This window comes from Klebsiella sp. 18074 (assembly GCF_902705905.1).
In the GTDB taxonomy this organism is placed as follows: domain Bacteria; phylum Pseudomonadota; class Gammaproteobacteria; order Enterobacterales; family Enterobacteriaceae; genus Klebsiella; species Klebsiella terrigena.
The window spans coordinates 1-18,618 of record NZ_CACSIS010000027.1 but is presented as its reverse complement, the minus strand read 5'-3'; the positions used below and the strand labels follow the sequence as shown (position 1 = coordinate 18,618).

Genomic DNA, 18,618 nt, shown 5'->3' with positions numbered 1-18,618 from the left:
ACCCACTCATTTGGTTTTTTTATTAATTTACTGTTAACTAAATTTTTTCAATTAGTTAACAGGGTAAAAAATGAGAATGAGTGTCAAACAGTTACGCGCGTTTTTAGCGGTAGCTCACACTCTGAATTTCGCTCACGCCAGCGAGAGGCTGAATCTTTCCCAGCCGGCGCTCAGTTTGACAATCAAGGGGCTGGAAGAGGTTTTAGGCGGCCCTCTGCTGCAGCGCAGCACCCGTAAAGTGACGCTGACGCAGGAGGGCGAGATTTTTCTACCGATGGCCCGCCAGCTGCTGGCGGACTGGGATAACGCCGAAGAGGCGATGCGCCAGAGCTTTACCCTGCAGCGGGGAAAGATCTCCATCGCCGCGATGCCCTCCTTTGCCGCGAACGTGCTGCCCGAGGTGCTGAAAGCCTTCCGCGACCGCTATGCGGCGATTAACGTCACGGTTCACGACGTTATCAACGAACAGGTGATTGAAATGGTTCGCGAAGGGCGAGTGGAGATGGGCATCGCCTTTGAGCCCGCGCCGACCAACAATCTGCTTTTTACGCCTCTCGCCGTAGACCGCTTCGTGGCGATAGTGCCGAAAGAGTCCCCCTTAGCCAGCAAAAGCCATCTTTCGTGGCGGGAGCTGCTGACGCTGGATTTTATTACCCTCCAGCGGCCGTCGGCGGTGCGTTTGATGCTCGAGGAGGAGCTGGCGCGCAGCGGGCTTAAGCTCGACGTGGCGCTGGAGAGCCACCAGCTGGTGACGGTGGGGCGGATGGTCGCCAGTGGCCTCGGCGGCAGCGCGGTGCCGGCGCTGTGCCGCTCGCAGATGGCGGCGCTGGGGGCGGTGTGCCTGCCGCTGGATAACCCGCCGATTGAAAAATGCATCGGGGTGATCCACGCCGGACATATGCAGCTCTCAAAAGCGGCGCAGGCGCTGCTGGACACGCTGAAGGGTTTTCTGCCCGCCTGGCCGCAGGGACGGTATTTGCCGTAATGCTGACGCAGGCCCGCAGCGCCGGCCTGGGGAATTAATTTCCCCGGGAAAGGGGACAATTTCAGCGGGGAGGGGCATAAAAAAACCGGCCTCGTCGGCCGGTTCAGAAATCAGATTTTGCAGGCGTCGCCGCAATCATCATCGGCAACGATCGCCTGGGCTTTCTTATCCGCGTCTTCAAGGCGTTCAGCATTACGCTCCTGCGCCTCTTCCAGACCGCTAAAAACCAGGTTGTCGAGATCAATTTCCATGAGTTACCCACTTTAGTTCAGTTTTGACCGTGGCCAGATTATAGGGCAAAACGGGCGAGGGGGCACCCCGTGCCGTCGTTGACAGCACGTAGCGGTAACCCGCATCCGTTTCCCCCTGCAGGTGATAAATAATGAAGCTGACTGCTAATAATGAGAGTTGACAGGCGGGCTGAATTTAATTTCAGGTTTTAAAGAATGATCACCTGGCTATTTATTAAATGAAAGGACAACGAACGGGTAACTAAGCGTTGACTTGAATGATTTATGATATTATTGCCGTGATTATGGTTGATTCTATGGATCTTGATCGATGGCTATAACAGCAGCAGTCGCCATCAAAGAATGGCGAAAAAATAATAAACTCATTTGTAATGTTAAACTCAAATATAAGAAGGTGTTACGTCGATGCAGAGAAATACCTCTGGCAGGGGGCAAATATAGGGAATACCGGGCGCTGTGTGATAAATACGTTTGCGCCAGATTAACCGGCGCCACGGAGGGGCTGGTCAGCTTTCAGGATAAACCCTTCAAAGCCTATTTAAATAAGAAGTTGTCAAAGAGAACCAAACTCGATATCGCCTACGGCTCGTTGATTTTTATGGAAAAAACATTTTCCGCAGCGATCATGCCGCAGCTGTATAACGTGACGGAGTTTGGGCTGACGGTAGCGACCGTTCCGCTGAAAAATGGTACCAGCATTGACGTTAAGCTGCTGGCATCGCCTTTTCAGGAAGAAGGGGAGCTGATGCTGTTAATGCTTCTCGATAATAGACGCATCTACAGTCTCTGTTTTTCCTGTACCGCCGACGGCCGCGCTTATATTGGCGGTATTCAGGGGGGGAAAGACGTGACCGGTGATGAAATTAAAGTCTTGACTAAGGAGCTTCACGGTATCCGACCTAAAAATTTAATTATCACGCTGCTGTACGGTTTTTTACAGCACTGTAATATTAAAGAGATCTATGCGGTTGACAGCAATTTCCACGTTAAAAGCGACAAAGTAATGACTAATTACGCTGCGCTGTGGCTGGAAGTGGGCGGTGAGCAGCATCGTCGCGGTTGGTATAAGCTGCCGTCGCAGGAAATAAAGAAAAGCCTTGAAGAGGTCAAAAGTAAGCATCGCAGCCAGTTTATCAAACGTGAAAGTTTGAAGGAGCTGGCGCAGCACGAGCTTGCGGCTTCAATCCAGCAGCTTGGCGGGCGTCTTAACGCCGGTTAATCTGCAGCGGCGGGGTTGTCGGGAGTCGGTCAACAGGGGGCTGTTGGCCGGCAATCTCCCACCATCTCAGGCTATTTATAACCCTCTCCCGCTATCTCCCATCATCGCCAGCTATTGCCCACTCTCTCCCGTACTAGCAGGCACTAGCCCGCAATCTTCCGCAGGCTCCGTATCGCTCCCTCCTGTTCGGGATAGCTTCCAGTTGCTCCGGACCACTCCTTATTCTCTTCGACCATCGTGCCATCTTCCCGCCTCGCGTCGTGGTGCTTAAAACCGCTTCGTCTATCAACTTCCTTTTATAAATTAAAAAAATTTAAACATAAAATGCTGGATAGTTTTACATAAAATTTACAAAATCATATACTTTCTTACGTTCTTCGCTCCGCTCAGGAGCGTCAAACCAGTATGTTATGTGGTCTGTGCCTTAATTATGTCAATAAAGCACTGTTTAAAATAAATACATTGGTTATAACGACTAACGTCGTATGGGATGAAATATGGACGAACAACGAGGTAGCGGCAGAGGGATGTTCTTCACCGCCTGGCGCCTGCTATTTGTGTTATTGAGTTTTTGCATTGGTCTGTTCTTAACTATCTGGGGCGGCAAGCTCCTCTCTCTTGGCGGCAGCGCCTGGTATCTGTTGGCGGGCCTGGCCTACATGGTTATCGCCGTCGGCTACCTTATCCGCAGTAAATACGTTCTCCCTTTCGCAATTATTACCTTCTTTTTGACCCTGGTCTGGGCGCTGTACGAAGTCCAGCTTAGCTACTGGGGCCTGATCCCGCGGCTGGTGGTTCCCGCTCTGCTGCTGATGCTGGGCCTGTGGCTGGCCGCGACCCTGCCGCTTAAACGCGCGCAGATCCGCTACGCGAACCGCAGCGCCGCGGTGATTTTCATCGCCCTGCTGGCGACACTGGTATCGGCATTCTATCCGCACGGCGGCATCCATAACGGCGTCGTCCAAGCGGCGACCGACGGCAGGCCGGCCGAGGCCGCGCAAAGCGATAACTGGGAGTTCTTCGGCCGTGACGCTTCCGGCACCCGCTTCGCGCCTTATGACCAAATCACCCCGCAAAACGTCAAAAACCTGAAGGTGGCCTGGACCTACCACACCGGCCGTCGGCTGACCGGCGCGGGGATCGGGGTTGATGAAAATACCCCGCTGCAGATTGGCGATACCCTCTATTCCTGTACGCCGCTCAACGTGGTGACTGCCATCGATGCCGACACAGGTAAAGCGCGCTGGCGCTTTGACCCGCACGCGCAGACCGCAGAGCACGTTACCTGCCGCGGCGTGGGCTATTACGACGTGCAAAGCGACACCTCGCTGAGCGCCGAGGAGAAGGCCAGCCCGTCACTGCAGCAGTGCCCGCAGCGGATTCTGGTCTCCACCGTTGACGCCCGCCTGCTGGCGCTGAATGCGAAAACCGGTGAACTGTGCGAAGACTTCGGCACTCACGGCAGCGTCGATCTGAAGCAGGGGATGGATAACACCGAAAACAGCAAGCGCTATCACCCAACCTCAACGCCGGTGATTATGGGGCACATCGCGGTTCTCGGCGGCTGGGTTCGCGATATCGTCCACGGCGAGCCGTCCGGCGTAGTCCGCGCCTTTGACGTGCGCAGCGGTAAGGTGGTGTGGGCCTGGGACATTGGCCATCCGGAAAATGTGACCGATCCGCAAAAAGGGCGCGTGTACACCCTCGAAACCCCGAACGTGTGGACGGTACCGGGCTTTGATAAAGAGCTGAACCTGGTCTATCTGCCGACCGGCAACGGTCCGCCGGATTACTGGGGCGGCGATCGTAACGAAGCCAAAGAGAAGTACGGCTCCTCGGTGGTGGCGGTCGATGCCAGTACCGGTGAAACGAAGTGGGTGTTCCAGACCGTGCACCACGATATTTGGGATTATGACCTGCCGTCCCAGCCGGTGCTGTTCCACATGAAGAACGACCAGGGCGAAGAGGTCCCGGTACTGATTCAGACCACCAAAACCGGCCAAATCTACGTCCTTGACCGCCGTACCGGCAAGCCGGTGACCCGCGTAGAGGAGCGCCCGGTGGCGCAGGGCGGGGCGGAAGGCGAGCGTCTCTCCGCGACCCAGCCGTTCTCTAGCGGCATGCCGCAGCTCGGCGTCGAGCCGTTAACCGAGAAATCAATGTGGGGCGTGACGCCGTTTGACCAGCTGATTTGCCGCATTGACTTTAAAGAGTCCACCTATCTTGGAATGTATACGCCGCCGTCAGAGAAGCCGTATATCGAATGGCCGAGCCTGCTGGGCGGCATGAACTGGGGCGGCATCACCATCGATGAGCGCACCGGGACGCTGTTTGTTAATGACATGCGTATGCCGCTGAGAATGTCGCTGGTGCGTCAGGAAGATATGGCGAAATACAAGGTCTCCACCGACGAAGTCCCGGGCTTTATGGGCACCGTCCGTCCGCAGATCGCCGGGCCGTACGGCGGCGTGCGGATCGATATTCTGCAGTCTGCGCTGGGCGTACCGTGCAACACGCCGCCGTTCGGCACCATGAGCGCCGTTGACCTCAATAGCCGCCAGCTGCTGTGGCAGGTGCCGCTGGGCTCGGTCGAAGATACCGGTCCGCTGGGGCTGAAAACCCATCTGCATATTCCTCTGGGAATGCCGACCCTGGGCGGCCCAACCTCGACCGCTTCCGGGCTGATCTTCTTTGCCGGTACCCAGGATAACTATCTACGGGCGCTGGATTCGGCGACCGGGAAAGAGCTGTGGCGCGCGCGCCTGCCGGTAGGCGCAGTGGCCGCACCGCTGATCTACAAATCGCCGAAAACGGGCAAAGAGTACGTGGTTATCTCAGCCGGTGGCGCCAGCCACTCGCCGGACGTCGGCGACGATATCATCGCCTACGCCCTCGACGAGTAGCGCCCGCGGGCTCTCCACGCATACCGAGGATTAGCTCCCCCAGGGGAAAAAAACCTGCCGCTGAACGAGCGGCAGGTTTTTTTTCGCCCGCAGCCGGCCGGGTGAACTAAACGCCGTGGCAGGCGACGTGATGCCCCGCGGCGACCTCCCGGAGGGCGGGGACTTCCCGGCGGCAGCGTTCGCTGGCCTGCGGGCAGCGGGAGGAGAAGCGGCAGCCGGGCGGCGGGTTTGACGGGTCAGGGATCTCGCCCTGCACCACCACCGCCGGTTCGCGCAGCGGGTCTAAGGTGGGTACCGCCGCCAGCAGTGCCCGGGTATAGGGATGCAGCGGCCGGGCAAACAGCGCGTCGCGACTAGCGGTTTCCACCAGCTGTCCGAGGTACATCACCGCCACGTCATCGCACAGATGCTCCACCACTCCGAGGTCGTGGGAGATAAACAGGAACGTAACCCCCAGGTCGTCGCGCAGGTCGGAAAAGAGGTTAATGATCTGCGCCTGGATGGAAACGTCCAGCGCCGAAATCGGCTCGTCGGCAATAATGAAATCCGGGTTGAGGATTAGCGCCCGCGCGATGCCGATGCGCTGGCGCTGGCCGCCGGAAAATTCGTGCGGAAAACGGTTGTAATGCTGCGGCGCGAGGCCGCAAATCTGCATGACCGCAATAGTTCGGTCATACAGCTCCACCTTGCTGCACAGCCCGTGCTCCAGCATCGCCTCACCGATGGCGTCGCCAATGCGAATTCGCGGGTTCAGCGAACTGTAGGGGTCCTGAAAGACCAGCTGGATTTTCGGCCGCAGCGCCCGCATCTCGTGCGAAGAGAGCGCGCTGAGCTCGCGGCCGCGATACCTGACGCTGCCCGCGGTTTTCTCATACAGCCCGAGCAGGGTGCGCCCGACGGTGGTTTTGCCGCTGCCGGATTCCCCCACCAGGCCGAAAATGGTCCCCGGACGGATCTTAAAGCTCACGCCGTCCACCGCCCGCAGCTCCCCGGTTTGCTGACCGAACAGCCCGTCGCGCAGCGGGAAGTGCTTTTTAAGTCCTTCGACCTCGATGACGTATTCACTGCTCATGCCACAACCTCCGCGAGCTCAGGGTGAAAACAGGCGACCTGCTGGGCGCGGCCCGCCAGCGGGGGGATCCCCTGGCGGCAGCGTTCGCTGGCGCGCGCGCAGCGATCGGCAAAGGCGCAGTACGGCGGAAGAGCGGCCAGATCCGGCACCTGTCCGGGGATCGAGTAGAGGCGGCGACGGCGCTCGCCGGGCACCGGGCGGGAGGCAATCAGCCCCTGGGTATAGGGGTGCTGCGGGTGGCGTAATATCTCGGCCGTCGGGCCCTGTTCAACAACCCTGCCGGCGTACATCACCACCACGTGCTCTGCCATTTGCGCAATAACGCCGAGGTCGTGGGTGATCAGCATCATCGCCATCCGGCTGGCCCGGGAACGATCGCGCAGCAGCTGGAGGATCTGCGCCTGCACGGTGACGTCCAGGGCGGTGGTGGGCTCGTCGGCAATCAGCAGCTGCGGCCGGCAGCTCAGGGCCATCGCGATCATGATGCGCTGCAGCATCCCGCCGGAGAGCTGGTGCGGGTAGCTGTTCATCAGGTTCTCCGCCCGCGCCAGTCCGACGTCGTTAATCAGCCGCGTGGCGTGCTGCCAGGCGGCCTTTGCCGATTCACCGCGATGGCGGATCAGCGGTTCGCACAGCTGCTCGCCGATGGTGAATACCGGATTGAGCGCGCTCATCGGCTCCTGGAAGATCATCGCCAGCCGGTTGCCGCGCAGGTCGGCCATTTTGCCCGCCTTCAGGCGCAGCAGATCCTCGCCGTTGAACAGAATCTCTCCACCGTCGATGCGCGCCGCCTGGGGAGGCAGCAGGCCCATCAGCGACATCGCGGTGACGCTTTTGCCGCAGCCGGACTCGCCGACCACGCCGACGGTTTGCCCGGCATGAATGGCGAAAGATACCTCCTGCACCGCCCGCACGCGGCTTGTTTCACCGGTAAAGGAGACCGAAAGCTGGTTAAAGGTGATTAGCGGCGCGCTCATTTCAGCCTCTGTTTCATTTTGGGGTCCATCGCGTCGCGCAGGCCGTCGCCCAGCACGTTAATGGCGATAACGGTGATAAAAATAGCCAGTCCCGGCGGCATCCACAGCCACGGGCGGCGCTGGAAATCGATCAGGCTGTTGGCTGCGTCCATCATGTTGCCCCACGACGGGGTGGGTGGCACTACGCCGAGCCCGAGATAGCTGAGGGCCGACTCGCTCAGAATGGCGTTGGCGACCGCCATCGTCGCCATCACCACCAGTATCGGAATGGTATTGGGCAGCAGATGGCCAAACAGGCGGCGGCGCGCCGACAGGCCCAGCACCCGGGTGGCCAGCATAAAGTCGCGCTCGCGCAGCGACAGGCACTGACCGCGCACCAGCCGCGCCAGCTTCGGCCACTCCAGCAGGCTCAGCATTATCACCACCATGTAGATCCGCGACTCCGGGGAGAAATCGAGTTCAGAGAGCATCGCCCCGGCGACAATCAGCAGCGGCAGGCCGGGAATGGTCATCACCAGGTCCGCCAGGCGCATGATCAGCCGGTCGGTCAGCCCGCCGGCGTAGCCGGAGACCGCGCCGAGCAGATAGCCCAGGGTCACCGACAGCAGCATGGTCAGAAGGCCGATAATCAGTGAGATCCGCCCGGCCAGCAGCAGACGGGTATAGACGTCGCGGCCGAGAAAATCGGTACCCAGCCAGTGTTCGGCGCCTGGCGGCTTGTTGATCATCAGCACGTCGGTGGCATCATCTTTCCACGGTGACCACAGGGGACCGAGCGCGCACCACGCCGCCATCAGCAGCAGGATTATCAGACACAGCATCGCCAGTCGGTTGCGCTTCAGCGCCTGCCAGGCCTGGCGCCAGGGGGAGGGCGCTATCTGCGCCAGCGTCGGGATCGTCGCTTTACGCAGGCGACGGTTGGTTGAAAACAGGGAGCTAAGCATCAGGACCTCACTCGGATTCGCGGGTCGGCCCACGCGTAGAGCACGTCGGCAATCAGGTTGCCGAGGATCGTCAGCACCGCCAGAAACAGGGTAAAACCCATCAGCACCGGATAGTCGCGGGCGGCCAGCGAGTCGATATGAATATGGCCCGCTCCCGGCCAGTTGAAGACTTTTTCGGTGATGATGGCGCCGGAAAACAACCCCGGCAGCTCAAAGCCGAGCAGGGTGATAATCGGCAGCAGGGCGTTGCGCAGCGCGTGCCTGAAGATAACCGTGCGTTCGCGCAGCCCCTTGGCGCGGGCGGTGCGGATAAAATCCATTTTCACCACCTCAAGCATGCTGGCGCGAAAGTAGCGCGTCAGGCTACCGGCCTGCAGCATCACCAGCGCCAGCACCGGCAGCGCCAGATGCGCCGCCACCTGCAGGATATAGGCCCAGCCGCGCTCATCGCTGCCGGTGTTGGTCATGCCCCCCGGCGGCAGCCAGTGCAGATCGACGGCGAACCACTTAATCAGCAGCAGGCAGAGGAAAAAGGTCGGAAAGGACATGGCGGCGAAGACGGCGATGCTGACCAGGTGATCGAACAGCGAGTTGGGCTTCATGGCGGAAACGATCCCCACCGTCAGGCCAATGCCCCAGTAAAAAACCAGCGCGACGCTGGCCAGCAGAAAGGAGTTCCAGACGTACTGGTTGAGCAGCTGGCTGACCGGGATCTGGTACTGCAGCGAGAAGCCCAGGTCGCCGCGCAGCAGCTGGCCGAGCCAGTGCAGGTAGCGGGTGAACAGGGGCTGGTCGAGGCCGTAGATGGCCTTCAGCTCGGCGGCGCGGGCGGCGGTAAGAGTGATATTACCGTCGATAAAGTCGCCCGGGGTTTTAGCGAACAGCATAAAAATGATCAAGGAAGCCAGCAGCAGCATCGGCAGAGTTTGCAGCAGCCGTCTCAGGATGAAATTTCTCATAACATTCTCATATCCCCCGCAGGGAAACCCCGGCGGAGGCGATTTTTACCTGGCGATTTTCACGTCCGGCAGGCTGCCGGTCAGACCGTTATAGATATCCGGCTTAAAGCCGCTGACCCTGGCGCTGCTGGCGGAGAGGATCTGGCGGTAGCCGAGGAAGATAACCGGCGGGTCTTCCGCCAGCACTTTGTACAGCTGGTGGTAAATCGGCTTGCGCTGGTTCACGTCGAGCACCGAATTGCCCTGGCTAATCAGCTTATCGACCTGCGGATTGTGATAGCCCGACTCTTTCGCCTCGCTGCTGTAGAAGTCCCACACCCCGTCGTGCGGATCGTTCAGCGTGCTGGTGCTGAAGGAGGCCAGATCGTAGTTACCCGATTTGCGCTGGGCCATCAGGGCGTTGAAGTCCACCACCTGTGGTTTCAGCAGGACGCCAATCTGCTGCCAGTTCTCTTTGGCGATGGGGATCAGCGCATCGTTGAGCACCTTCTTACTGACCAGCAGCGTCAGCTCCAGGCGCTTGCCGTCTTTCACCCGGATGCCGTCCGGTCCGGGCTTCCAGCCCGCCTCATCAAGCAGCTTTTTCGCCTGTGCCGGGTCGTATTTATACGGGTTAACGCCTTCTGCACTGTAGGCCCAGGAGATGGGGGCGATGGGCTCAATGGCCACCTTGCCGTAGCCCTGATACACCACGTCAATCAGCTTCTGCCGGTCGAGGCCGTAAATCAGCGCCTGGCGCACTTTGACATCCTGCAGCGCCGGGCGGCGTACGTTGAATTCAACCTGGCTGTAGTCGCTGGAGCCGTAGAGGTTGATGTTGGCGAAGCCGAGCATTTTCAGCTGTTCGATATCGTCCGGGCGTGAGGTAAAGGCGTCGTAATCGGTCTCGCCGGTCTGGAACAGCTGGAAGTTGGTGGACGGATTGGTGACGCGATAGATAAAGCGCGGCGTCGGCGGCGTACCGCGATAGTAATGGCTGTTGGCGTGGAAGCGGATCTCCTGGCCCGGGAGATACTTGTCGTAGACGTAAGGGCCGTTGCCCAGCGGTTTGCCGTGCAGCGTGCGCAGATAGTCGAGCTGCCCGCGCTGATATCCCTTGCCGTAGTAAGCTTTGGAGAGCACCGGGCCGCCGATTTTGGCAAGCGTAGTGGCGCCCGGTTCGCTGGTGGTCACCTGCAGCGTCAGCGGGTCGATCACCTTCAGGCCGCTCACGCTGTCTGCCGTACCGGCCTTATATTCAGCACCGCCGGTAATATTGGCGAGCGTGATGTCGGTATCGCCGTCGTATTTGGGGTCCAGCAACACGGTGAGCGTAAAGGCCACGTCTTCGGCGGTGAGCGGCGAGCCGTCGCTGAAGGTCAGATTGGGACGCAGCTTGATGGTGTAGACCTTGTTATCGGCGCTGACGGTCCAGCTTTCGGCCAGCCCTGGCACCAGATTACCGTGGCTGTCCCAGTCAATCAGCCGTGAAAAGATGACGTTGGTGACGTTTTCGTCCCAGCCGTTAACGAAGAAGTAGGGGTTAAAGATGCCCTGCGGCTCGGAAATACCGGCAACCACGGTGTCTTTACGCAGTTTGGCGGCCGCCGGGATCTGGCTGGCATCGGTGGCCGGGGTGATCCCTTCCTGTAAAATATCATCCGCAGTGGCGACAGAAGAAAATGCCACCGCGCCGCTAATGAGCGCGATTTTCAGAGCTAGCGAGAATCGCGAACGTTTGGTTTTTAATCCGGGCAGTAATCTGGACAAAAGTGCTCCCTCATCAAATGATTGCGCTTAAATTTACAATTCATGACGAAAGATAAGAGCCGCACCTCCGACTGTCTAACACCGAAAAGCTATGATTTATGACGAATTAGAATTAGCAATAATACAGAATTAAAATGCCGGATTTTGGCAAACGAGCAGTGGTTTACGCTATCACCTCCGTGCCAAGGGTGAAGCGGTCCGCTACCCAGCCGTGCTGGCGCAGCGCGGCGAGGTCCAGCGGCTGCGCCAGGCGTACTCTAATCTGGCCGATCGTTCGCCCCTGGATATGCTCGCAGCTGCTGGAGAGCAGGCTGGCCTGGGCCCCGAGCAGGCTGGCGATCTGCTGTAAATTGGGCTCCCGCCCGCTGCTGCCGTCAAAGTGGAGCGTCACCACCTGGCGACCGGCGACCGGCGCCTCCGGCTCGCCGGGGCGCGCGTGATGCAGCGTCCCGGTCATGCTGCGGGTGACCTCATGCTGCGGATTGCCAAAAATCTGCCACACCTCGCCCTGTTCAATAATTTTGCCCTGTTCGAGCACCGCCACCCGATCGCACAGCGTACGAATCACGTCCATCTCGTGGGTGATAAGGATAATGGTCAGGCCGAGGCGCTGGTTTATCTCTCGCAGCAGCGCCAGCACGGCGTAGGTATTCTCCGGGTCGAGCGCCGAGGTCGCCTCATCGCACAGCAGGATCTCCGGCTGGGTGACCAGCGCGCGGGCAATACCGGTACGCTGTTTCTGCCCGCCGGAGAGCCTCGACGGCCAGCTGTCGCGCAGGGCGCTAAGGCCCACCAGCTCAAGCATTTCGTCGACCCGCCGCCGCCTTTCGTCCCGGGGAACGCCGGCCATTTTTAGCGGCAGCTCGACGTTCTGCGCCACCGTCTTCGTCGACATCAAATTGAAATGCTGAAAGATCATCGCCACCCGGCGGCGCAGATCCCGCAGCTGGGCGGGTAAATAGCGCCGGGTAGGCTCGCCATGAATAATGATTTCGCCGCTGTCGGCGCTTTCCAGGCGGTTAAACAGGCGCAGCAGGGTGGATTTCCCGGCACCGCTGCGCCCGATAATGCCGAAGATTTCGCCCTGGTGAATCGTCAGGTTGATATCCTGCAGCGCCCGAACGCCGGTGGGATAGGCTTTACCGATGTGGGTTAACTCAATATGCGGTACCGCGGTGGGCGCATTGGTCACGGTATTCTCCTCCGTTAGCCAGCAAATGGCGGCAGCGGTGGCGCTGCCGGGTCAATTTCAGCGGTCAGAAACCGGGCACAATTTTGCCCTTATAGCGGGTGAGGATGAAATTGCGTACCGCCTCGGAGTGCAGGGCTTTCGCCAGCTTTTGGATCCCCGGATCGTTGATGTTGTCGGGGCGGGCCACCAGGTACTCGACGTAAAGATCGCTGCCTTTTTCCACCAGCAGCGCTTTGTCGGTATCAATTCCGGCCTCCAGCGCATAGTTGGCAAAGATAAACGCCAGGTCGACCTGATTCACCGCCCGTGCCAGCATCGCCCCCTCCAGCTCGCGAATTTTGAAACGGTGCGGATTGCTGACGATATCCCGGGTGGCCGACTGCGGGTCCTGCGGGTTTTTCAGGGTGATGAGCCCCGCGTTGCTGAGCATCACCAGCGCGCGGCCGGTATTGACCGGATCGTTGGGGATGGCGATGGTGGCGCCGTCCGGTACCGCTTTAATGGATTTGTACTTGCTGGAGTAGGCGCCAAACGGTTCGATATGCACGCCCACCACCGGCAGCAGATGGGTGTGTCGCGTCTGATTGTAGTTATCGAGGAACGGCCGGTACTGGTAGTAGTTAGCGTCGAGATTTTTTTCCGCCAGCTGCTGGTTAGGCTGAATAAAGTCGTTGAAGACTTTGATTTTTAAATCGACCCCTTCTTTCGCCAGCACCGGTTTGACGAATTCGAGGATCTCCGCGTGCGGGACCGGCGTGGCGCCGACGGTCAGCGTTTCGTTGGCGGCGGCCGATAAAGAGAACAGGGCCAGCAGCCCGGCGGCGATAAGCGTTTTTTTCATCATCTTTTCCTTTAATGTTTGCGCGACGGATGCCCGTCAACCGGTTGTGGCAGCGGGAAGAGGGCGGGCATCCTTTATTTACGGCTTATCGACCGCACGAGGCGGTCGCCGCTCATTTGTAATATCTGCACCAGGGCAATCAGCAGCAGCACGGTGACGACCATAACGTCGGTCTGAAAGCGCTGATAGCCAAAGCGGATTGCCAGGTCACCGAGACCGCCGCCGCCAATCACTCCCGCCATCGAGGTGTAGTCCACCAGCAGAATGGCGGTGACGGTCACCGCGGCCACCAGCCCCGAGCGCGACTCGGGCAGCAGGGTGTGCCAGATCAGCTGCCAGGTGTTGCCGCCCATCGACCAGCTGGCCTCCACCAGCCCGTGATCCACTTCGCGCAGCGCCGTTTCGACCAGCCGGGCGAAGAAGGGCGCGCAGCCGACCACCAGCGGCGGAATGGTGCCCTGTACCCCCAGCGAGGTGCCGGTGATGAAGGTAGTGACCGGGATCATCACGATCAGCAAAATGATAAACGGCAGAGAGCGCAGCACGTTGACGGCCAGCGACAGCAGGCGATAAAGCCGCGGGGCGTGCAGCAGCCGGGGCTGGCCGGTCAGGTAGAGCACGATCCCCAGCGGCAGGCCAATCAGGACGGTAAAGCCCAGCGACCAGCCCAGCATCGTCAGGGTATCGATAGCGGCCTGCGCCACGTCGTTCCAGTCGATTTCGGCAAAAAATTCCAGCACCGTTGCCACCTTAGTTCCAGTCGTGGCGCTGTGGGCGAACGCCGTTCAGCACCCAGTTGCCCAGCAACTGATACTTCCAGCGCACCGGGTCGTGCAGGGTATGGACGCGGGCGTTACGCCAGTGGCGATCGAGGTTATTGCTGCTGGCGGCGGCGCGGGTGCCGCTGAGCTCAAACAGGCGGCTGGCGGCCTCCAGCGCCACTTCGGTGGTGAATACCTTTGCGCGGGCGACGGCAACCGAAGCCAGCGCCACGTTCTCCTCGTTGAGCGCGTGGCGGTAGCGATCGAGGGTTTTACCCGCCCGCTCCAGCAGCGCCTCGGCGGCGGCCAGCCGGCTGTCGATCTGCCCGATATGGTAGATGGTGAGCGGGTCGTCGCCGGCGCGCTCTACCCCGGCGTCAATCCACGGCCGGGCGAACTCGCGCACGAACGCCACCGTGTCGTTGAGGGCCGCCCGGGCGATGCCGGCATCGATGGCGGCGGTGGTGAGCTGCGCGAAGGGCCCGGCGAGAGTTGGCGTGGCGTAGGATTGCCACGTCGGAAACAGATGAAACGGCTCGACCGCCAGATCCTCGGCTAGCACCGTCCCGCTGGCGGTATTGCGCTGCCCGAGGCAGGCCCAGTCGTCGACCACGGTCAGCCCCGCGCTGTCGCGAGGGACAAACGCCAGCTGCGCGTTGTCGTCGGCGTCCAGCGCCAGAATGCCGATCCAGTGGGCGTAGAGCGAACCGGTGCAGTAGCCTTTGCGGCCGTTGATATACAGGCCCTCCGCGCGGGCTTCAAGCCGGGTGCGGATATCGAGAACCGTTTTACCCCCGGTTTCTGAGAGGGCGTTGGCAAAGCGGTGCCCCTGCAGGACGAGGTTAAAGAAGAAGGCGCGCTGCTCATCGCTGCCCTGCAGGCGAATATCCTCCAGCAGGCAGTAGTGGTTCTGCGGGATTTGCCCCAGCGAAGGGTCGGCGGCGGAGATAATGGCGATAACCTGCGCCAGCGTAGCGGCAGAGACCTCGGCTCCGCCCCAGCGGCGCGGTACCGTAATGCCCCATAGCCCGCTATTGGAAAAGGTATCGACGATCTCGGGTGGCACAACGGCGCTGCGGTCGCGCTCGGCGGCGCCGGGCTGCAGCACCAGCGCTATCTCATGGGCGATGGCCACCGCCTCTTCATCGCTGCTGATAACGTGCGCCCGCGGGGCGAAACGGGTGTAACTAACCGGCTGTGTGCTTTCTGGCATGCTGATCCCATCCTGATTACCGTGCTATATGCAAAAAATAGATAACTAAATAATCTATAATTCCAATGAGTTATATAATCAGGTAGCAAAGGCTGTGCCAGAAAATTAAATTTTTATTTGATTTATAATCAACGAGTTAGGTTTTTGTGTCTGCAGAGAAGATGCTGCAAATGCAGCTGCGCTGAATGCGGGCTGCTGCATTTGCGACAGCCGGCTTGCTGAAATCTTCGTTATATAGTCTTATATATAGCGAAAATAACGATGCAGGGGATCTGAAGTGAAGCTATTTATGTTCTATGTTGGCGGCAATTCGGGAAAATCGAATATTGAAGTGCACGATATTCAGTTTGTGGCGGCGGAAAAACCCGAGGATGCCTGGCCCGCTCTGCGCGCGGCGTGGTTTGGTGATGCCGATAAAATTCATATCGATGGCTACAGTCAGATTACCTGGGCTGATGGCTACGACGTGGTATTAGCGAAGCAGCCCCCGGCGGCCGACGTCAGGCTGTTCTTTGTGAATGCCGGGGGCTATCGGCCGGATACGCTGGCGGAACTGCACGAGTTTGACCTTTTCGCGGCGCGGGACGCGCGGGAAGCGAAAGAGAAGGCGCTGCGCACGCTGTTGCGGGGCGTGGATCAGCAGCATAAAGATAATCTCAAAGAGGTTGATGACTGCCTGCTTCTGGATAAGGTGGGCGACTGGTATCTGCACCTGACGCCCAACGCGGCGGGAACGGCGGCGAAACCTGAATGGCAGGGCTACCAGCCGATCGGGCGCTAGCCCCGCGCCGAAGCCGCTGAGGGGCGTCAGCGGGCGGGATAGCGTTTCAGGGCAGCGGCCGCCATAGCGCGTCTGGATCGGCAAACCCCGCCTCTATTTCGGCGAAGAAGCGGCTGGCGTGCAGGCCGTCAACGAAGGCGTGGTTGAACTTACCCGCGACCGGAATTACGCCGTTTTTCAGTTTGCCCCAGGTGAGGGCGGGCACCGCGGCGCCGACATAATATTCGGCATGGGTGATGGCGCTGAAATGCAGCCACGGCAGGCAGCTGGCGCAGAAGAAGTGCTCGCCGTTGACGATAAGCGGCGCCGGATCGGTGGTTTTTGCCGCCTCAATGCCCGGCGTTGCCGCCCGGTTAAAGGCGGCAAAATCGGCGGCGTTGTCGCACCACACCTGGCGAAACCCCTCCTGAGCGGTCATCACCGGCGTCATCACTGCTATCTCATCGTATTCAATAATCTCGTCGCCCAGCATCCGCTGTTTGAGCTCAGGAATAGCGTTGGCCGCCCGCAGCAGGGCGTAGAGCGCCAGCTGGAAAAAGGAGATCTGCCGGTCTTTGGCGCATTCGTACAGTCGTTGCGCTTCAAGCGGTACGCAGAGGTTAAAGCTGGGGTTGGCAAACGTGCGATAAAATTCGAAATGCTCCCGGCGATGCCAGGTTTCTCTGTCGATAACGTGGTAGGCGGGCACGGGGCGCTCCTGGTTGGTTCGGATGTCAGAGACGACTATGCGACGATTTCAATCAGATTGCCATCGGGGTCTTTGATCACCGCCTCATAGTAGCCGTCGCCGGTGGTGCGCGGCGGCGAGACTAAAATACCCTGCGCGTCAGCGCGCTGCGCCAGTAGATCAACTTTTTCTGCTCCGCCTACCGCAATGGCCAGGTGCACCCAGCCGGTGTGGTTATTATCCGGCGTCCCTTCGCTGAGCCCCGGCTTGGTCATCAGCTCGATGGCAATATTGTCGCCGATCTTCACAAAGTAGGAGGCAAAGCCGTGATTCGTCTGGCTGCAGTACTTATCGTTAATCTCGCCGGCAAAGAAATCGACCCAGAAGCGGGCCTGCTGCTCAAGCTGACGGGTCCAAAGCGCGATATGGGCTACTTTCATCGTGAATATCTCCTGACGCGTGTTGACAGAGGGAGAGCAGATGCATGATCATGCTCACTAATGCTCGATTATATAATTAAAAGGATGTTACATGCTCGATTATGCTGCATTCCCTCAGCAGCGACAAGCGCTCATTTGCCAGATCCTGCAGGAGAACGGCAGGGTGGTTTGCGCCGAACTGGCGACCAGGCTGAACGTCTCTGAACACACAATTCGTCGTGATTTACATGAGCTTAGCAAAGGTGGGTTTTGCAAAAAGGTCTACGGTGGGGCAGTGATGAATCTGCCGGAGGCCGGTGACTATAGCGAACGTAAAGATAAAAACACGGCAACAAAACTCAGGATCGCGCAACAATGCGCAAGGCTGGTAAAGCCCGGTGGCTGCATTTTTATCGATACCGGAACCACCAACCTGGCGATGGCCGAGGCGCTGCCCGCCGAGTTGGCGCTGACGGTGGTGACGAACTCGCCGGAAATAGCCGCCGTATTGCTAAAAAAACCGCTCTATGACGTGGTGATCCTCGGCGGACAGATACAGCGGGCGTCCGGGGGATGCGTCGGCACCTCGGCAGTGGCGCAGCTGCAGGGGATTCTCTTTGACCAGGGGTTTATCGGCGGCTGCGCGATGGCGCCGGAGTCCGGCCTGACGGGATTTGACTACGCGGACTGCGAATTTAAGAAAGCGGTTATCAGGCAGTGTAGCGAAATTATTGTTGGCCTGACGTCGGACAAGATCCCGGCGGTGGCCCGCTTTGTAGTGGTCGAAAGCGGCGCTATCGATGTGCTGGTGGTGGAAGAAAACGTCAGCCGCGAGTACAGCGCCACGTTTCGCGAGCACGATATCCGCATTTATACGGTGTGATGACCGGCCGGCGGCGGATGAAGTCCGCATTCTTCTAAGGGCGTTCTTCGCAGGCGGCGACGCATTCCCGACAACCCCGCCACCGGGCAGGGCATTGACGTCGCTACCCGGGAAAGCGGTCTGACTTAGCCCATCGCGCTTTCGCGCAGGCGGGCTTTTAGCTTACTGTACTCATCAATCACGTACTGTTCGGCGGCGCGCTGGTCGGCAATCCGCTCAATGTTAACCGCGCAGTACTTGTACTCCGGCGTTTTGGTTATCGGGCTCAGGTTCTCGGTTACCAGCTCGTTGCAGGCGCCAATCCACCACTGGTAGGTCATATAGACCGCCCCCTTATTCGGCCGCTCGCTAACCTGCGCGCGGGTGATGATGCGGCCCTTACGTGAGTTAACCCACACCAGTGCCTCATCCTCGATACCCAGACGCGCGGCGTCGGCGGTATTGATTTGCGCATAGCCCGGCTCGTCCGCCAGCGCCGCCAGCGCCGCACAGTTACCGGTCATCGAGCGGCACGAGTAGTGACCGACTTCGCGCACCGTTGAGAGCACCATCGGATACTCCCCGGTGAGCCTGTCGATCGGCGCAACCCAGTCGCAGGTGTAGAACTGCGCCAGCCCGTTGGGGGTAGCGAACCTCTCTTTAAACAGATAAGAGGTCCCCTGGTCGGCGGCGGATTCGTCGCGGCACGGCCACATGATGTAACCCAGTTCGCCCATCTTCTCGTAGGTGGCGCCGTAAAAGTCCGGACACAGATGGCGCAGCTCGTTCCAGATCTCCTGGGTGTTGCTGTAGCGCATCGGGT

General features: G+C 59.5%; 18 protein-coding genes. 5 read left to right on the top strand and 13 right to left on the bottom strand.

All coding sequences use genetic code 11. The features are described 5' to 3' along the window. The first annotated feature begins 70 nt into the window (after nucleotides 1-70). Nucleotides 71-985, top strand: coding sequence for a LysR family transcriptional regulator (locus tag GVK32_RS22205; RefSeq protein WP_200842922.1), 915 nt, complete (start codon nucleotides 71-73; stop codon nucleotides 983-985). A 110-nt stretch (nucleotides 986-1,095) separates the two neighbouring features. Here the strand turns inward: GVK32_RS22205 and GVK32_RS22200 are convergent, their stop codons facing one another. Continuing rightward, nucleotides 1,096-1,236, bottom strand: a complete 141-nt coding sequence (locus GVK32_RS22200; protein ID WP_004102786.1) for a hypothetical protein — start codon at nucleotides 1,234-1,236, stop codon at nucleotides 1,096-1,098. A gap of 310 nt (nucleotides 1,237-1,546) precedes the next feature. Here GVK32_RS22200 and GVK32_RS22195 point away from each other — a divergent pair, with 310 nt between their 5' ends. Continuing rightward, nucleotides 1,547-2,455 carry a DUF535 family protein gene (locus tag GVK32_RS22195; RefSeq protein ID WP_159872390.1) on the top strand — a complete coding sequence of 303 codons (909 nt, stop codon included), beginning with the start codon at nucleotides 1,547-1,549 and terminating at the stop codon, nucleotides 2,453-2,455. 497 nt (nucleotides 2,456-2,952) lie between these two features. Next, on the top strand, nucleotides 2,953-5,358 hold the full coding sequence (locus GVK32_RS22190) for a membrane-bound PQQ-dependent dehydrogenase, glucose/quinate/shikimate family (RefSeq protein ID WP_200842921.1): 2,406 nt from the start codon (nucleotides 2,953-2,955) through the stop codon (nucleotides 5,356-5,358). A 106-nt stretch (nucleotides 5,359-5,464) separates the two neighbouring features. On the opposite strand, the gene GVK32_RS22185 is transcribed toward GVK32_RS22190, so the two are convergent. The 9 genes from GVK32_RS22185 to GVK32_RS22145 all read right to left on the bottom strand — a co-directional run bounded on the left by GVK32_RS22185 (nucleotide 5,465) and on the right by GVK32_RS22145 (nucleotide 15,066). Beyond that, nucleotides 5,465-6,430, bottom strand: coding sequence for an ABC transporter ATP-binding protein (locus tag GVK32_RS22185; RefSeq protein WP_159872388.1), 966 nt, complete (start codon nucleotides 6,428-6,430; stop codon nucleotides 5,465-5,467). Further along, on the bottom strand, nucleotides 6,427-7,407 hold the full coding sequence (locus tag GVK32_RS22180) for an ABC transporter ATP-binding protein (RefSeq protein WP_159872386.1): 981 nt from the start codon (nucleotides 7,405-7,407) through the stop codon (nucleotides 6,427-6,429). The genes GVK32_RS22185 and GVK32_RS22180 overlap by 4 nt, the downstream gene beginning before the upstream one ends. Then, nucleotides 7,404-8,351 carry an oligopeptide ABC transporter permease gene (gene opp4C, locus GVK32_RS22175; protein WP_370461187.1) on the bottom strand — a complete coding sequence of 316 codons (948 nt, stop codon included), beginning with the start codon at nucleotides 8,349-8,351 and terminating at the stop codon, nucleotides 7,404-7,406. Before opp4C ends, GVK32_RS22180 begins: the two co-directional genes overlap by 4 nt. Continuing rightward, on the bottom strand, nucleotides 8,351-9,310 hold the full coding sequence (locus GVK32_RS22170; RefSeq protein ID WP_133598055.1) for an ABC transporter permease: 960 nt from the start codon (nucleotides 9,308-9,310) through the stop codon (nucleotides 8,351-8,353). The genes opp4C and GVK32_RS22170 overlap by 1 nt, the downstream gene beginning before the upstream one ends. A 45-nt stretch (nucleotides 9,311-9,355) precedes the next feature. Then, a complete protein-coding gene (locus tag GVK32_RS22165) occupies nucleotides 9,356-11,059 on the bottom strand; it encodes an ABC transporter substrate-binding protein (protein ID WP_159872384.1) in 1,704 nt (567 codons plus the stop codon). A gap of 163 nt (nucleotides 11,060-11,222) precedes the next feature. Further along, nucleotides 11,223-12,251, bottom strand: a complete 1,029-nt coding sequence (locus GVK32_RS22160; RefSeq protein ID WP_159872382.1) for a methionine ABC transporter ATP-binding protein — start codon at nucleotides 12,249-12,251, stop codon at nucleotides 11,223-11,225. 64 nt (nucleotides 12,252-12,315) lie between these two features. Beyond that, nucleotides 12,316-13,092, bottom strand: coding sequence for a MetQ/NlpA family ABC transporter substrate-binding protein (locus tag GVK32_RS22155; RefSeq protein WP_159872380.1), 777 nt, complete (start codon nucleotides 13,090-13,092; stop codon nucleotides 12,316-12,318). 74 nt (nucleotides 13,093-13,166) lie between these two features. Further along, nucleotides 13,167-13,832: a methionine ABC transporter permease gene (locus GVK32_RS22150; protein WP_370461189.1), complete on the bottom strand. Its 666-nt coding sequence runs from the start codon at nucleotides 13,830-13,832 to the stop codon at nucleotides 13,167-13,169. 10 nt (nucleotides 13,833-13,842) lie between these two features. Then, entirely contained in the window at nucleotides 13,843-15,066 is a 1,224-nt protein-coding gene (locus GVK32_RS22145; RefSeq protein ID WP_159872378.1) for an SfnB family sulfur acquisition oxidoreductase, read from the bottom strand. A gap of 277 nt (nucleotides 15,067-15,343) precedes the next feature. Here GVK32_RS22145 and GVK32_RS22140 point away from each other — a divergent pair, with 277 nt between their 5' ends. Continuing rightward, complete coding sequence (locus GVK32_RS22140) at nucleotides 15,344-15,847, top strand: DUF1543 domain-containing protein (protein WP_159872376.1); 504 nt, start codon at nucleotides 15,344-15,346, stop codon at nucleotides 15,845-15,847. Between the two features lie 46 nt (nucleotides 15,848-15,893). On the opposite strand, the gene GVK32_RS22135 is transcribed toward GVK32_RS22140, so the two are convergent. Together GVK32_RS22135 and GVK32_RS22130 are read right to left on the bottom strand one after the other, a co-directional pair. Then, nucleotides 15,894-16,535 (bottom strand): CatA-like O-acetyltransferase, family 1, encoded by a 642-nt coding sequence (locus tag GVK32_RS22135; protein ID WP_159872374.1) that lies wholly within the window; start codon nucleotides 16,533-16,535, stop codon nucleotides 15,894-15,896. Between the two features lie 35 nt (nucleotides 16,536-16,570). Next, nucleotides 16,571-16,954: a VOC family protein gene (locus GVK32_RS22130; RefSeq protein ID WP_041145950.1), complete on the bottom strand. Its 384-nt coding sequence runs from the start codon at nucleotides 16,952-16,954 to the stop codon at nucleotides 16,571-16,573. Nucleotides 16,955-17,045: 91 nt separating this feature from the next. Between GVK32_RS22130 and GVK32_RS22125 the strand changes: the two genes are divergently transcribed. Then, on the top strand, nucleotides 17,046-17,816 hold the full coding sequence (locus tag GVK32_RS22125) for a DeoR/GlpR family DNA-binding transcription regulator (RefSeq protein WP_045858664.1): 771 nt from the start codon (nucleotides 17,046-17,048) through the stop codon (nucleotides 17,814-17,816). Between the two features lie 125 nt (nucleotides 17,817-17,941). On the opposite strand, the gene GVK32_RS22120 is transcribed toward GVK32_RS22125, so the two are convergent. Next, a partial coding sequence (locus GVK32_RS22120) for a molybdopterin oxidoreductase family protein (protein ID WP_304623232.1) occupies nucleotides 17,942-18,618 on the bottom strand: 677 nt, incomplete at its 5' end.